The sequence below is a fragment of the Collinsella tanakaei genome (assembly GCF_030373545.1).
GTDB lineage: Bacteria > Actinomycetota > Coriobacteriia > Coriobacteriales > Coriobacteriaceae > Collinsella > Collinsella tanakaei_C.
This window is the reverse complement of record NZ_JAUDCO010000002.1, coordinates 238,828-254,111: the sequence shown is the minus strand read 5'-3', so window position 1 is coordinate 254,111 and position 15,284 is coordinate 238,828. Positions and strand designations below refer to the sequence as shown.

Annotated in this window: 14 protein-coding genes; 1 reads left to right on the top strand and 13 read right to left on the bottom strand. The window is 65.6% G+C overall.

Annotated features, from left to right (window positions below; all coding sequences use genetic code 11):
- Positions 1-43 precede the first annotated feature (43 nt).
- The 11 genes from era to lepA all read right to left on the bottom strand — a co-directional run bounded on the left by era (position 44) and on the right by lepA (position 11,500).
- Positions 44-1,123 (bottom strand): GTPase Era, encoded by a 1,080-nt coding sequence (gene era, locus QUW00_RS02570; protein ID WP_436232151.1) that lies wholly within the window; start codon positions 1,121-1,123, stop codon positions 44-46.
- 24 nt (positions 1,124-1,147) lie between these two features.
- The gene (locus QUW00_RS02565) at positions 1,148-1,528 is read right to left on the bottom strand and encodes a diacylglycerol kinase family protein (RefSeq protein ID WP_289612830.1); all 381 of its coding nucleotides are present in this window, start codon (positions 1,526-1,528) and stop codon (positions 1,148-1,150) included.
- Positions 1,529-1,540: 12 nt separating this feature from the next.
- The gene (gene ybeY, locus QUW00_RS02560; RefSeq protein WP_289612829.1) at positions 1,541-2,050 is read right to left on the bottom strand and encodes an rRNA maturation RNase YbeY; all 510 of its coding nucleotides are present in this window, start codon (positions 2,048-2,050) and stop codon (positions 1,541-1,543) included.
- Positions 2,031-3,041: a PhoH family protein gene (locus QUW00_RS02555; protein ID WP_289612828.1), complete on the bottom strand. Its 1,011-nt coding sequence runs from the start codon at positions 3,039-3,041 to the stop codon at positions 2,031-2,033. The genes ybeY and QUW00_RS02555 overlap by 20 nt, the downstream gene beginning before the upstream one ends.
- Positions 3,042-3,056: 15 nt before the next feature.
- A complete protein-coding gene (locus QUW00_RS02550; RefSeq protein ID WP_289612827.1) occupies positions 3,057-4,343 on the bottom strand; it encodes a MiaB/RimO family radical SAM methylthiotransferase in 1,287 nt (428 codons plus the stop codon).
- Positions 4,344-4,350: 7 nt separating this feature from the next.
- The gene (gene dnaJ, locus QUW00_RS02545) at positions 4,351-5,496 is read right to left on the bottom strand and encodes a molecular chaperone DnaJ (RefSeq protein ID WP_289612826.1); all 1,146 of its coding nucleotides are present in this window, start codon (positions 5,494-5,496) and stop codon (positions 4,351-4,353) included.
- Between the two features lie 110 nt (positions 5,497-5,606).
- Positions 5,607-6,695, bottom strand: coding sequence for a DnaJ domain-containing protein (locus QUW00_RS02540; protein WP_289612825.1), 1,089 nt, complete (start codon positions 6,693-6,695; stop codon positions 5,607-5,609).
- A 145-nt stretch (positions 6,696-6,840) separates the two neighbouring features.
- Positions 6,841-7,311 (bottom strand): deoxycytidylate deaminase, encoded by a 471-nt coding sequence (locus QUW00_RS02535; RefSeq protein ID WP_289612824.1) that lies wholly within the window; start codon positions 7,309-7,311, stop codon positions 6,841-6,843.
- 76 nt (positions 7,312-7,387) lie between these two features.
- Positions 7,388-8,578: a radical SAM family heme chaperone HemW gene (gene hemW / locus QUW00_RS02530; protein ID WP_289612823.1), complete on the bottom strand. Its 1,191-nt coding sequence runs from the start codon at positions 8,576-8,578 to the stop codon at positions 7,388-7,390.
- A gap of 4 nt (positions 8,579-8,582) precedes the next feature.
- Positions 8,583-9,626, bottom strand: a complete 1,044-nt coding sequence (gene dusB, locus QUW00_RS02525; RefSeq protein ID WP_289612822.1) for a tRNA dihydrouridine synthase DusB — start codon at positions 9,624-9,626, stop codon at positions 8,583-8,585.
- 65 nt (positions 9,627-9,691) lie between these two features.
- A complete protein-coding gene (gene lepA, locus QUW00_RS02520; RefSeq protein WP_289612821.1) occupies positions 9,692-11,500 on the bottom strand; it encodes a translation elongation factor 4 in 1,809 nt (602 codons plus the stop codon).
- Positions 11,501-11,697: 197 nt separating this feature from the next.
- On the opposite strand from lepA, the gene rpsT reads away from it, so the two are divergent.
- Positions 11,698-11,961, top strand: coding sequence for a 30S ribosomal protein S20 (rpsT, locus tag QUW00_RS02515; RefSeq protein ID WP_289612820.1), 264 nt, complete (start codon positions 11,698-11,700; stop codon positions 11,959-11,961).
- A gap of 113 nt (positions 11,962-12,074) precedes the next feature.
- Here rpsT and holA read toward each other — a convergent pair whose 3' ends face one another.
- Positions 12,075-13,052 (bottom strand): DNA polymerase III subunit delta, encoded by a 978-nt coding sequence (holA, locus tag QUW00_RS02510; RefSeq protein ID WP_289612819.1) that lies wholly within the window; start codon positions 13,050-13,052, stop codon positions 12,075-12,077.
- A 35-nt stretch (positions 13,053-13,087) separates the two neighbouring features.
- Positions 13,088-15,229, bottom strand: a complete 2,142-nt coding sequence (locus tag QUW00_RS02505; RefSeq protein ID WP_289612888.1) for a DNA internalization-related competence protein ComEC/Rec2 — start codon at positions 15,227-15,229, stop codon at positions 13,088-13,090.
- Between the last annotated feature and the right edge of the window lie 55 nt (positions 15,230-15,284).

Sequence of the window (15,284 nt, the reverse complement as noted above, 5' to 3'; positions counted from 1 at the left end):
CGCCCGCCAACGCCATGCAGGCAGACGCGCAGCGATTCGCCTTCTACTCCTCGAACGCGTAACCCATGCGTCGGATCTCGCGCTCATCGTCGCGCCATCCGCGCTGAACGCGCACGCCAAGCGCCAAAAACACCTTGCGCCCGAACAGGCGCTCGAGGTCGCGCCGGGCATCGGTTCCGATGTGCTTGATCATCTCGCCGCGACGCCCGACGAGGATGCCCTTCTGCCCCTCGCGCTCCACATACACCGTGGCGTGGGCGCGGACGAGCTTGCGGGAGCGCTCGAAGGCGTCGCAGACGACGCCGACCGAGTGCGGCACCTCCTCGCGGGTTCGCAGCAGGACCTTCTCGCGAACGAACTCGGCGACGAGCGTCGCGTCGTCGGTGTCGGTATCCATCCCCTTGGGATACCAGCGAGGACCGGCGGGGAGATGCTCGGAGACGAGCTCGATGAACGGCTCGACATTGAAGTGCTCGGTGGACGACACGACGATCTCGTCATCGAAGTCGACGAGTTCGCGGGCGCGCGCGAGCTGGCTCATCATCTTGGCCTGGTCGACCTTGTCGGCCTTGGTGAGCACGAGAATCTTGGTCGCACGAGAGGCGCGCACGCGCTCGGCAATCCACTCGTCGCCGCGGCCGATGGGAACGGACGCATCGATGAGGAAGGCGACGACGTCGACATCGGAAAGCTCGGCGAGCGCGGAGCGATTGAGTTCGGAGCCCAAACCGTCTTTGGGCTTGTGGATGCCGGGCGTATCCACGAAGACGAGCTGGAACCCGTCGCGATCGACGATCGCCCGCATACGGCGGCGCGTGGTCTGCGCGACCGGGGACGTGATGGCCACCTTCGAGCCCATGCAGGCATTGAGCAGCGTGGACTTACCGGCATTGGGGCGACCGACGAGCGCCACGAAACCGCTGCGGAAGCCCTCGGGCGTATCGCCCGCGACAAGCCCGAGCGTCGAGGCGGCCTCAGCGGCGTCGACCATCGCATCGAGCTCCTCGTCGCTCATGTCCGCGAAGGGATCGAACTCCTCGAGCATCTCGTCGTCCTCGACCGCGCCTTCATCGTCGAGCCGGTTCGCCTCGAGGTCGAGCTCGTCGTAGGTCGTCTGATCCATGGGTTCCTCCGATATGTCGGTCGTCTACGCGATGAAGCCGAGGGCACGTGCGAACACGATGATCCCGACGATCGCGGCGGTGATGGACAGGGTGTACACGCTCGCTGCCGCGATATCCTTCGCGCGCTTGGCGAGCGGATGGAGCTCCTGGGTCGCAAGGTCGACGATAGCCTCGATGGCGGTGTTCACCAGCTCGGCGAAGATCACCAAGCCGAAGCACAGCGCGACCAGGCACCAGGAGAGCAGATCGATGCGGAGCGCGATGCCGACGACGACGGCCGCCACGCCGAGGGCGAGCATGACCTTGATGTTGCGCTCGGTCCGCACCGCGGTGACGAACCCCTCCATGGCATAGCCGAAGGAGCGCAAAAACGACGGGTGATCTTTCTTCGATCCGGGAATCATGACAGCCTCCGCTCACTCGTCGTGATGGCGCGTGGTCGGTCCGATGCGAACCGCACTCGGATCGTCTCCGCGACGGCGCGCCAGCTCGCGCAGAATCTCCGCCTCGCGCTCCTCCATGGCGGCCGCCTCCTCGTCATTCAGGTGGTCGTAGCCCAAAAGGTGCAGCAGGCCGTGGACGAGCATGAGTCGGCACTCCTCGGCAGGCGTGGCGTCAAACTGAGGGGCCTGGGTGGCAATGACGCCGGGAGCCAAGATCACGTCCCCGAGCTCGACCGGTTCATCTTCTGGAATATCCTCGTCGAAAGGCGAATCGCATTCAAAGGAGAGCACGTCGGTGGGGGCGTCGATGTCGCGCCAGGCGCGGTTGAGCCCACGCATCTCCTCGTCGTCGACAAACGAGACCGATACCTCGACGGGGCGCGCGATGCCCTCATGAGCCATCGTGCACGCCACCGCCCCCTCAATCTCATCTGGGGACACGAGCGTGTCGAGCTCGGCATCGTTACTGATGAGCACGGCCATGGCCGCCTCCTTTCCGGGTCTTCGCGCCGGCGTCGGAACCGTGCGCCTCCTCATAGGCGTCATAGGCCTCGACGATGCGGCCCACGAGCGCATGGCGCACGACGTCGGTGCGATGGAGCCTGATGAACGCGATATCGTCAACACCCGCGAGGATCTCCTCGATATCGGTAAGACCGCCGCGGCGACCGGGAAGATCGCGCTGGGTCGTATCGCCGGTGATGATGAGCTTGGAGTTGAAACCCAGACGCGTCAGGAACATCTTCATCTGCTCGGGCGTGGTGTTCTGCGCCTCGTCGAGCACGACGATGGCGTCGTTGAGCGTGCGGCCGCGCATGTAGGCCAGCGGTGCGATCTCGATGACGCCCTGCTCGACCAAGGCGGTCGCGCGCTCCATGTCGGTCATGTCGAACAGCGCGTCGAGCAGTGGGCGAACGTACGGATCGATCTTCTCCTGCAGGGTACCGGGCAAAAAGCCGAGATTCTCCCCCGCCTCGACGACCGGTCGGGTGAGCACGATGCGGCCGACCTCATGGCGCTTGAGCGCCGCGATGGCGATTGCCATGGCAAGATAGGTCTTGCCCGTGCCGGCGGGTCCCGTGCAAAACGTGACGGTGTTCGACCGGATGGCATCGATATAGCGCTTCTGTCCGAGCGTCTTGGGCCGGATGGCATGACCGCGATACGTCAGCAGGATGTCGTCGGACAGCCCCGCGATATCGGAGCGCTCGAGACGCAGCGACTCGAGCGCACGAAGCGCATCGGACTCGCTCGGCATATCTCCCGCGGACGCGAGTTTGATGAGATGCGTGAACAGACGGGTCAGCAGCTCGACCTCATCAGGGGTTCCGCTCAACGAGATCGCATTGCCCCGGACCACGACGGAAGCCGTCGTGTTGTCCTCGACCGCCCGCAGCACGGCATCGCCGGCGCCCGTCACGCGGGACGGGTCGACGCCGTCGGGAACCGTCAGCCTGACCTTCGCCGAATCCATGTTCCTCCCCTGCTCTCAGGCGTCCTGGGCGCCCATGCGCCCATGTAGGACTCCCTGTTCATCCATGTACATGATAGCAACCTCGACCAGTGAACCGACGGCGCCGTCGGGAGCATCGTCGATGACGATGCGATGGAACGAGCCGAGCGTCGCGCGCCCGGGATACTCGATGACCGCGCGCTCGACCGTTCCGATGCGCGCCGCGGCATCCTCGCGCGCGGTACGCTCGACAAGCGCACGGATGCACGAGCTGCGCTGAGCCATGACCTCCGGCTCAACCTGATCGGGCATGGTCGCAGCGGGCGTTCCGGGCCGCGCGCTATAGCGAAAGACATGCAGACGGGAGAACCCGACGCGCTCAACGAACGAACGGGTGCTCTCGAACTCTTCATCGTCTTCGCCCGGGAAGCCGACGATCAGGTCACCGGAAAGCGAGGCGGCGGGAACGATGGAGCGGATGCGGTCGGCGAGCCGCTCGAACTCGGAAGCCGTATAGGGGCGGTTCATGCGCTGCAGCGTGGAGGTGCACCCCGACTGAACCGGCAGATGCAAAAAGGGAGCGACGCGCTCGGGTGACGCGGCCATGCGGCCGAGCAGGCCGTCGCTGACATCCATGGGCTCGATGGAGGATAGGCGAACGTGCGCGATATCGGTGCGCTCGAGGATCGCATCGAGGAGACCGGCGATGTCGACGGAGTGCCCTAAGCCGTCAAGCCCCCGGTACGCGCCGAGATTCACGCCGGTCAAGACGACCTCGGCGATACCGGCGTCGTGCGCCGCGCGCACCTGGGCCAACACCTCGTCGACCCCCTCGGACCGCTCGGGCCCGCGCGCCTTCCACACGATGCAATAGGAGCACCGGTTGTTGCACCCATCTTGGATCTTGATGCCCATGCGCGAGCGAGAGGGACCCGCCGCGCGCCACGGGCACGCATCATCAGCATCGTCATCAGCAAGAGCGCTCGAGAAGAGCCGCTGCGCGCACGCCGCGACGCGCGTCTTCAGGGGTTCGGCGACGACGCGCTCGGAGAGCGCCGTCAGCTGCTCGGCATGCAGATTGACCGCGCAACCGGTCACGATCACCTGTGGCTCGCAGACGCGAGAGAGAGCATGGCGCACCGCCTTGCGCGTCTTTGCCTCGGCCTCTCCGGTAACCGCGCAGGTGTTGATGACGATCAGCTCGGCGCGGTCCTCTTCGACCAGGTGAAATCCACATCCCGCAAGGTCGGATGCGATGCGGTCGCTCTCGACGCGATTGACGCGGCAGCCCAAGTTGACCACGCAGGCAGTTGGCTTGTCCACAGGCCCCTTACTCCAAAATGTCGTCGATGGCATCGCGGATGCGATCGCCTACGGTCTTGCGCGCATTCACGTCCTGTCCCATCTCGCGAGCGAAGCGCTCGAGCGCCTCGCGCGCCGCAGGGCTCATCCGACGCGGAACCTCGATGAGTGCACGGACGATAAGGCGGCCGCGGGCGCCGCCGCCACCGGAACGGGGCATGCCGCGCCCGTCGACCGTCACGGTGTCACCATGCTGGGTTCCCGCAGGGATCTCGACCTGGATGCGCTCGTCTTGCAAAATACCTTCGACCTCGACGGTGCAGCCGAGCGCGGCGCCGGCCATCGGAACGGGAACGTCGACGTACAGGTCGTCACCGGAGCGCTTGAACCGCTGGTGGGCGGCAATGTGAACGTTGACGATCAGGTCGCCGGAAGGAGCGCCACGGAAGCCCGCCTCGCCGTAGCCGCGCACGCGCAGCTGGCGTCCGTCGGCGATGCCGGCGGGCACCTCGATATCGATCTTCTCGTGCGTGGGCGTGCGGCCCTGTCCCGAACACATCTCGCAGGGATGGTCGACGACCGTGCCCTCGCCCTGGCAATCGGGGCATGGAGAGCTCGACTGGACCTGGCCGAAGATCGAGCGCTGGACCGTGGTGACAAAACCGGTGCCGTGGCAGCGCGGGCACGGCTTGTCGCCGCCGCCGTCGGAAGAGCCGCTGCCGTGGCAGTCCTCACAGGTGGCAAGGCGGTCGTAGCTGATCGTCTTCGTGCAGCCGCTCGCCGCCTCCTCGAGCGTCACGGTCAACGTGATGGCCATGTCACGGCCGTTGCGGCGCTGAGCCCGACCGCGGCTCGACGAGGCGCCGCCGCCGAAGAAGGACGAGAAGATGTCGTCCATACCCATACCGCCGAAGATGTCGGAAAAATCGACGTAGCCCGAGCCCATGCCGGGGCCGTCGGCCGAGCCGAACCGATCGTAGTTCGCGCGCTTCTGCTCGTCGGACAAAACGGAGTAGGCCTCGTTGACCTCCTTGAATTTCTCCTCGGCATCGGGGTCGTCCGACACGTCCGGATGGACCTCGCGCGCCTTCTTCAAAAACGCGCGCTTGATCGTCCGCTGGTCGGCATCGCGGTCGACGCCCAGCACCTCGTAGTAATCCCTCTTGTCCGCCACGACGAACTTCCTTCCCCGTTATGTGAATCGCGCGAGGCAGCAGGCCTCGCCCCACAGATATACCCAACTTCCGGCGGAGACATTCCCCGTCGGCCACACCGTCCTGCCCGCTAGAGGGGCATCGCGCCCATCATCATGCCGCGCGAGCACGAGGCGAAGCTCACCGAGATAAACGCGAGGAGCAGGCCGTTTGCGCATCCGCTGACGATCTGCTCGAGCCCGCGTTTCCACCAGAGCCGCGAGCGGTCGCGCACGCCGGCGCGCACGATGGACACGATACCCGAGACCACCATGGCCAGGCAGATAAAGGTGACAAGCGACACGATGCCCGACACCGCGAACAGGATGAGGAACGGCAAGGCGAAACCGATGAGATAAAAACCCGTGCGGGCCGGACCCTCGAGCCGCTCGGAGGCGACGCGGGCACGGCCGACGAGGTCTCCCCCTTCCGCTCCATTGGTGCCCGCATGGCCCATCGCCTTCACGCGGATCATGTCGCCGTCGTGCGTGTCCGGCGGGAACTCGATGACGGCCTCGGTGACCACCGGCGTGCGTCCGCTGCCGCCGCACTCGGGACACGGATCGGAGATGACGCGCCCGCTTCCGCCGCACTCGGGGCAGACGGTCTGGAACATGCCGGCGCCGAACAGAAAGGAAAGGTCGACCTCAACCGAACCGGTACCCCCGCAGGACGGGCAGGTATGGGACGACCCGCTTGAAACCGAACCGGACCCCGCGCAGCGATCGCAGGGCTCATAGCGACGATACTTCACGGCGCGCCGCGCGCCGTTTTTCGCCTGCACGGCGCTGAGATCGACGTCGACGACGACATCGGCTCCCGCCTCGGGGTTGAATGCCGACCCGCGCCTTTGCGCGCCGCCGAAGGGAACGCCGAACGGCGAGCCCGTATATCCCTGGTATCCGCCCGAATAGCCCCCCGCATAGGGATTTGCGCTCGGTGCGCCTGCAAAGGGATTGCCCGAGCGCATGGCGTCGTAGCGTGCGCGCTTCTGCTCATCAGACAGGACGGCGTAAGCCTCGGAGACCTCCTTGAAGCGCTCCTCGGCGTCGGGTTCCTTGTTGACATCGGGGTGGAGCTTGCGCGCCTTCTGCTGAAACGCCTTCTGGATGTCTCGGGCGCTCGCGTCCTTCGAGACGCCCAGGATGGCGTAGTAATCCTTTTCGTTCATCGTTGCCATACGGCGATGCTACCTCCTGCAAGCGTATGCATAGCCGTATCATTGTACCGGACGAGAACGGATTTATTCGCACCCCACGATACCTGCACGTCAAACCCTGCAGGCGAACACCGTGCATCAGGGTCGCGGTCGCACGCGGCGGCGCTTAGGAAACCAGCTCGATCTGGCGGTAGGTGACGCCGCAGCGATCGAGGATGGTCTTCGAGATGAGGTTGTCCTCGGTTCCCTCGTACTTGTCGTCGAGGTACACGACCTCACCGATACCGGCCTGCACGAGGGTCTTCGCGCACTCGTGGCACGGGAACAGCGTGACGTAGACGGTCGCCCCCGCCATGTCCTTGAGCGATCCGCGGTAGTTGAGGATCGCGTTGGCCTCGGCGTGGATGACGTAGTTGTGCTTGTCGGTCAGCGGATCGCCGGTCGCTTCCCAAGGGAACTCGTCGTCGTCAAGACCCGCGGGCGTCCCGTTGTAGCCGACGGAGAGGATGCGGTGGTTGGTATCGGCGATGCAGGCGCCGACCTGCGTATTGGGATCCTTGCTGCGCAGGCTCGCGGCGACGGCGGCGCGCATGAAGAACTCGTCCCAGCTGATGACGTCTTCTCGTTTACCGGGCATGATCGCTCCCATCTCGACGGTACGGCAACAGCATGCCTCAACGGGCGCATATGTCAAGACACGGGACGTAAGGGCCCTATCGCGCGAGGTCCCAAAACAGGCCGTACAGCTCGTTTCCCAGCAGCCATCCGTCGTGCGTGGGCACGAGCCTGCCCGTATCCACATCCCAGCGGGCAAGCCGGCGGCTGACCGCTTCGTCCACCGCGGTGCGCACCGCATGCTCGCCGATGACGCGGCATGCGCGCGCCAGCAGGTCCTTGCCGATGCCACGGGTCATGCGCATGCCGAGCATGAGGTCCTCGGCTATCGCCTCGCGGGCGTCAAGCTCTTCCCTATAGATGTCGGCGCATCCGTCCGATCCGATGAACGCATCGTGCACCTGCACGAACCGCACGCGTCGCGCGGTATCTGCCGCCGCGGGGAGGCGCAGCGGCCCGGCAAGCTCGTCGTAGGTGGCGCGGTCGAGCATGCTCGCCGCCGAGCGCCCGATCCCCAGGTAGGAAACGCCGGTCCAGTAGGCGATATTGTGCCGGCACGCACAGCCGGCGCGCGCGTAGCTCGCGACCTCATAGGGCTCAAGTCCGGCAGCGCGCAGCGTCGTCCGCGCTTCCTCCATGAGTTCGGCCTGAAGATCCCCGTCGGGCTCGGCAAGCTCGCCGCGCTCGACGCGCGCCCAAAACGGCGTGCCCTCCTCGATGGTCAAGGGGTATACCGAGACATGGCCCGCCCCGCTCTCGATAGCGCATCGAAGCGAACGGCGCCAGCTCTCGTGCGTCTGGCCCGGCGTGCCGCACATCAGGTCGACCGACACGGCCAGACCGGCACCGATACCGCAGGACAACGCATCGAGCGCCCGCCGTGCGTCGTGCAGACGGCCGAGCGCCCGCAGCTCCTCGTCGACGAAGCTCTGCACCCCCACCGAGAGGCGCGTGGCGCCCGCCTGCCGCAGCGCACGCGCCATATCCCCCGTCAGCGACTCCGGATTCGCCTCGCAGGTCAACTCGACGAGATGCGGCGCCGCATCGCGAATCGCCGAGACGATACGCACCAACCGGTCCCCGAGCACGGTGGGCGTTCCGCCGCCGATATAGGCCGTCGCGCAGGCGCCGAGGATACCGGCATCGGCGAGCCGCCTGATACGGGCCACCGTGTTCTCGGCATAGGCGTCATACGCCGACGCATCGCGACACGGCCGCGAATCGAAGTCGCAGTAGAGACACTTCGCATGGCAAAAGGGCACATGCACGTAGAGAGCTTGAACCGGCATGCCCTCACGACCCGACCGCGATGTCGGGCAGCGGCCTGTCGAGCGCGAGTGCCTCGTCGCACGCCCGCATATCGGCCTCGATGGCGTCCGTGAGCTCCATGAACTCCTCGAATGAGGTGCAGCGCACCACACGGCCGCGCCAAGCGGCGGCATGCGGCATGCCCTTGAGGTACCACGTGGCAAACGTGCGCGCCCGCGCCATGAAGGGCAGATGGCGATGGACGAGGATCAGGTGCTCGCGCAGGGCGTCAAGACGCTCGGGCCACAGGCGCTGCGGGACGGCCGTCCCCTCTTGCGCCAGAGCGCGCGCATCGTCGAACACCCACGGATTACCGTAGGTTCCTCGCGCCACGAACACCGCGCTCGCCGCCGTATCCTGCAGCATGCGCACGGCATCCTCGGCGCAAAAGACATCGCCCGAGCCGATGACGGGAACCTCGACCGCACGCGCGACCTCGTCGATAACCGACCAATCGGCGCGTCCGGTATACAGCTGCCGAGCGGTGCGGCCGTGCACCGCGATGGCCGCGGCGCCGGCGTCCGCGAGGCGCCGTGCAAGCTCCGGGGCGCGCGTTCCGCCCTCGCGGAACGCCGTGCGCATCTTCACCGTCACCGGGACGTGCGCACGCTCCACCGCAGCGGCGACGATACGCTCGGCGCGCACGGGATCCTCCATGAGCGCGGAGCCCTCCCCCTTGGTGATGACCTTGCGCGCGGGGCACGCCATGTTGATGTCGATCAGAGAGAGCTTGTCCCCCACCCGCTCCTGGACGGCCTCGACCGCCGCGGCGAACTGTTCGGGCTTGGACCCGAACAGCTGAATGCAGATCTGCTCCTCCTCGTCGGCGGGAAGAACCAGACGCCAGGTCTTATCGCTCGCATAGGCAAGCCCGGCGACGCTGACCATCTCGGAATATGCAAGCTGTGCTCCCCGGCGGCGGCACATGATGCGATAGGCCGCATCGGTCACGCCCGCCATGGGCGCAAGCAGGAAAGGCTGGCGCGCATAGGCCGCACGCAATACCTCGGATCCGTTGGGAATACCCACTGCCGTCCTTTCTGGAGCGCATCATGCCGCCACGGCAAGCAGGGCGGCATGATGCGTACGAGAACCTATTCGTCCACCTTGAGGATGGCCAGAAACGCCTCTTGGGGAACCTCTACCGAACCCACGGCCTTCATGCGCTTCTTGCCCTCTTTCTGCTTTTCGAGCAGCTTGCGCTTGCGCGAGATGTCGCCGCCGTAGCACTTGGCAAGCACGTCCTTGCGCACGGCCTTCACCGTGGAGCGCGCGATGATCTTGTTGCCGATCGCGCCCTGGATAGGCACCTCGAACTGCTGGCGCGGGATGATCTCCTTGAGCTTGTCGCACAGGCCGCGCGCGAGCGGATAGGCCTTGTCCTTGTGGACGATGAACGACAGGGCGTCGACGTCGTCGCCGGAAAGCAGGATATCGAGCTTGACAAGGTCGCTTGCGCGGTAGTCGGCAAACTCGTAGTCAAGCGATGCGTAGCCCTTCGTGCGGCTCTTGAGCTGGTCGAAGAAGTCCAGGATGAGCTCTGCCAGCGGCATATCGAAATGCATCTCGACCGATTTGGATGACAGGTGGATCATGTCGGTCATGATCGCGCGGTGCTCGATGGACAGCTGCATGACAGCGCCGGTGTACTCGGGCGGTACGATGACCTTGGCCGCCAGATAGGGCTCCTCGATGTGGTCGATGCGCGTGACGTCGGGCAGATCCTGAGGGCTGCGGACGTCGATCATCGTGCCGTCGGTCTTATACACGTGGTAGTCGACGCTCGGGCTCGTGGCGATCAGGTCAAGGTCGAACTCGCGCTCGAGGCGCTCCTTGACGACCTCCATGTGCAGCAGGCCCAAAAAGCCGACGCGGAAGCCGAAGCCGAGCGCCACGCTCGTCTCGGGGCTCCAGGTGAGCGAGGGATCGTTCACGCGCAGCTTCTCAAGGGCGTCGCGCAGGTTCTCGTAGTCCTTGTTGTCGATCGGGAACAGGCCGGTGTAGACCATCGGCTTGGCCTCACGGTAGCCGGGCAGCGGCTCCGGGCAGGGACGGTCGCGATACGTCAGCGTGTCGCCCACGTGGACGGCGCCGGGATCCTTGAGACCCGTGACCACGAAGCCGACCTCGCCCACCGCGAGCTCGTCCACGAGCAGCTCGGCAGGGCGCTTGATGCCCACGCCGTCCACAAGGAAGCTCTCGCCGGTCTGCATCATGGTGAGCGTATCGCCCTTGCGGATGCTGCCGTCGAAGACGCGCACCGTCGCGACGACGCCGCGGTACTCGTCGAAGTAGGAGTCAAGGATGAGCGCCTTGAGCGGGGCGGCGGCGTCCCCTGTGGGAGGCGAGACGAGGAACACGATCGCCTCGAGCAGGTCATGGATGCCCTCGCCCGTCTTGCCGGACACGCACACCGCGTCGTCGGCGGGAATGGCGAGCTCGTCTTCGATCTCGACCTTGACCTCCTCGGGATGGGCGGAAGGAAGGTCGATCTTGTTGATGGCGGGCACGATGTCGAGGTTCGCGTTCATGGCGAGGTTCGCGTTGGAGACCGTCTGCGCCTCGACGCCCTGGGTCGAGTCGACGACGAGCACGGCGCCCTCGCAGGCAGCGAGCGAACGCGAGACCTCATAGGTGAAGTCGACATGCCCGGGCGTATCGATGAGGTTGAACTGGTAGGTCTCCCCATCGTCGGCGGTGTAGGCGACCCTGACCGCGTTGCTCTTGATCGTAATGCCGCGCTCTCGCTCGATGTCCATCGAGTCGAGAAGCTGGGACTCCATGTCGCGCTCCTCGACGGTGTGCGTGAGCTCCAAGATGCGGTCGGAGATCGTCGACTTGCCGTGGTCGATATGCGCGATGATGGAGAAGTTTCTGATGTGTGAGGTATTCGTCGTATCCATGCGGCCTATCATACCCGATGCGACGCGCCCCGCGCGAGGTCGCACTCGTGCACATCTCGTGAGCAACACGCCTATTCCACAGCATTTGCGCTTCTCTTGCCCCGATGTGCGTGCTATACTCACCGAGTTGTGACCTCACCGTGTCTCAGAGGCCGGATAGTAAGGCTTATTTCAAGCATTCGAAAGGATTTTTACCAGTGGCAAACATCAAGTCTCAGAAGAAGCGTATCCGCACCAATGAGATCGCGCGCGTCCGCAACAAGGCGATTCGCTCCGAGCTCAAGACCCTGATCAAGCACGTTCGCGCTGCCGTCGAGGAGGGCGACAAGGCCGCTGCCTCCGCCGCCGCGACCCGCGCCTACCGCGCGCTCGACAAGGCCGTCGCCAAGGGTGTCATCCACAAGAACCAGGCCGCCAACCGCAAGTCCGGCGTCCAGAAGCTCGTCAACACCCTGAACTAGCGTCTCGCCTGCTCAAAAGTGAAACGAAAGCCCCGCACCTGCGGGGCTTTTTTGTTGCCGGTCCACCTTGAGGCGGGCGTGGGCTCGCGAAGCGAAAGCACCTTCGCGCTCACTCAACGCGACGCCCGGGGGCCGCCCGTGCACATGCGGACGATCCACAGGCGAAGCGCAAGCGCGGAATCGCGCGACCCCTTGAGGGCAAGCTCCACGTCAACCGCTTCACGCAGGGCATCGATCAGCTCGGATGTCTTCCATCGGCGAGCCCACGTCAGGTGGTTCTTGACCTGCCAGGGCTGACAGCCGAGCGTCGCGGCAAGCTCGCGGCCCGCGCCTCGCGCGTCAAGCGCGCGAGCGACGATCAGTTCGCGGACGCGTCCCACCAGCAATGAGAAGATCCTTACCTCGCTGCGGTCGGGCTGAAGTGCGAGCAGCTCGAGCGAGCGCTCCAGATCGCGCGCGGCGACCGCGTTGAGCAAATCCCACGGTTTGACCTCGGCGGTGCGCATGACGAGGCGCTCGACGTCCTCGCGGGTGATCTCGGGCCCCTCGACCATCTGCGCCAACCTGATGAGCTCGTTGTCGAGCATGCGGGACGACTCGCCCGCGCGGCTGACAAGCTCCTCCGCGGCGGGCAGCCCCATCGTCTTGCCGTGGGCGCGCGCCATCGAGACGACCTGCTTGGGCATCTCCCATGCCTTCTTGGCCGCGCAATCGACCACCGCATGGGCGTCGATCTTGGCGACCGCCTTGTACAGGCGCGTGTTCTTGGCAAGCGTGTTGGCCACGATCAGGCAGACGGTCGTCGGCGCGGGGTTGGCAAGATACGCGACGATCGGCTCGCTCACGGCCTTGGAGAGCCTATCGCAGCCATCGAGTATGACAAGCCGGAACTCCGCACCCATCGGGAAGGTGTTGAGCGACGCCACGATATCATCGATCGCCTGGTCTTTGGTCATATCGCGCTCGTCGAGGTTGAAGTCGGCCATGCCGCTGGCCGCAAGACGCGCCTTCATGCGCTCGACGGCGCGCGAGCGCTTGTATTCGTCAGCGCCCACGATGAGATAAGCGGGCAGCAGCTTGGACTCGGGCACGGGCGAAACCTCCTCGACGATCGGACCTCCCTATTCTACCCCGCCCGCTCCACCGTGACGACACATCCGCCCCGCGCGGGCTCGATTCGGATATCGCCGCAATCGGCCGTGCACGCAAACGCCGCGCCCTGCTGCAAGACGGCGTCAACGCAGGCGTCAGCCGGGTGGCCATACGGGTTATCCCTGCCCGCGCTCGCGACGGCGAGCTCCGGTTCGAGCGCGGACAGGACCTCCGTATCGACCGACTCAGCCGACCCGTGGTGCCCGAGCTTGAGAACATCGATATCGCCCACATCGGCGGCGAACTCATGGGCTTGGTCCGCCTCGGCGTCGCCGGTAAGCAGAACCGAGAGGCTCGACTCCTCCGACTCGTAGCGCACGTCGAGCACAAGCGATCCGGCGTTCTCATCTTCCTTCTCCGCATCGCGGGGCCATACCACCTGACACGCAAAGGCCCCGACGCGAAGGATGTCTTGGCAGTCGAGCTCAACGCACGCATCCGCGATCGTGCCCGCAAGCTCCGCAGGTACCCGCTCGGATGCCCCCGGGCCCACGTAGACCGCGTCGATATCGACTGCCTGAAGGACGCTTGGAAGCCCTCCCCAGTGATCCTTATCCCAATGCGTGACGACGACCGCATCGAGTCGGAAGACATTGTTTCTCGCCAGCGCCCCTACGACGGCATCGTCGACACCGGTGTCGACGAGAATCGCGCATCCCCGGTCCCTGACCAGAATCGCATCGCCTTGCCCCACGTCCAGCACCGTCACGCTTGGCGGCGCGCAATGCAGCCAGAACACAAGATGAGCGATGCCGCACAGCATAAGGCAAAAAATCGAGGGGACAAGGACGCGACCGGATACGTCCGGCCATAGAGCGTAGATCGCAACCGCCAGGGCATAGGGCAACGCCAACCCGATGATTCCCGGCTCGACGGATACGCAGGCAAGCGGAAGGCCCGCAAGGATGCTCGCCAGGAACATCGAAAGGTCCGCAAGCGCCACGGGCAACGCCATCAGCGGCTCGAACGCAGGGGCAAGCGCTGCGAGCGGCGTGCAGACCAGCCCCGTAGCCAGCACCCCGCTCATGAGCGGACCGACAACCAGGTTTGCCAGGGGCGAGACGAGGGGCACCGAGCCGAAGACCGGCATCGTCAAAGGCAGCGTCGCCCACTGAGCAGCGAGGGTCGCCGCGAGCGCCCCGGCGATCGACCTTGGCAGATGCAGGCGCTCGAGCAGCACCGCGAGGTAGCGACCAAAGACGGCGAGGAACAGAACGCTCGCCGCGGATAGCTGGAATCCGAGGTCGTGTGCAAGGCCCGGGTCGGCAGCAAGCAGCGCGATCACCGTCAACGAGAGACTCGATATCCCGTGCGCCCGCCGCGTCGCCGTCGTGGCTGCAAGCCCGAGGCACACCATGATGGCGGACCGTATGGCCGACGGCGCGCCTCCCGTGAACACCGCGTAGGCAACGCATATCGCGCCCAGGGCCAACGATCGCGCCGCCTGCGATCTCACCATGCGCTGCAGCAGGGTGCGCACCAGCGCGATGACCAGCACGAGGTGGCCACCTGATACGGCCACGAGATGCGACAGGCCGGTGCGTGAGAACGCCTCTTGGGTATCCGTTCGTCCAAGCTCCGTCGTCGTTCCGCATACGACACCCGCAACCAGGGCACGGCTCTCACGAGAAGCCGGATCAATCGCATCGAGTAGCGCCCTTCGCATTGCCAGCAAAGGTCCGCCACCGCATTCGACACGACGGACGGCCCGGCCCGTCACTGCGGCGACCTCGCCTTTCATGAACCGTGAGCGCTCCCACTCCCCCGCCTCGAGCCGCTCGATGCGACCGACCACGGCGAGGACATCACCGCGGTCATAGACTTCGGGCAGCGTCAGGCGTACGCAGCCGAGCACCCGCCTCCCCTCGCCCCTTACGGCAGCCGACATCGACGCACCCTGGGAGTTCACGCTCGCATCGGAGGTAATCTCAAACCGATAGGCGCTTGCCGTTCCCACAAGCTGCGAAGCGGCCGCATCCATACCGCGAGCCCACACGAAGCTCGAGACTCCGGACAGGACGAGCGCGAGGGCGACCCATGCGAGCAGGCGGCGAAAGCGCGCGTCGCGGCGCGTGCGTGAGAACAGTCCCAGGGCAACGCCTGCAACCGCGACCATCCAGCACACAGGGTGCTCTGCCGAGCCGCTGTGAGAAAACCCCGCCCAGCCAAAC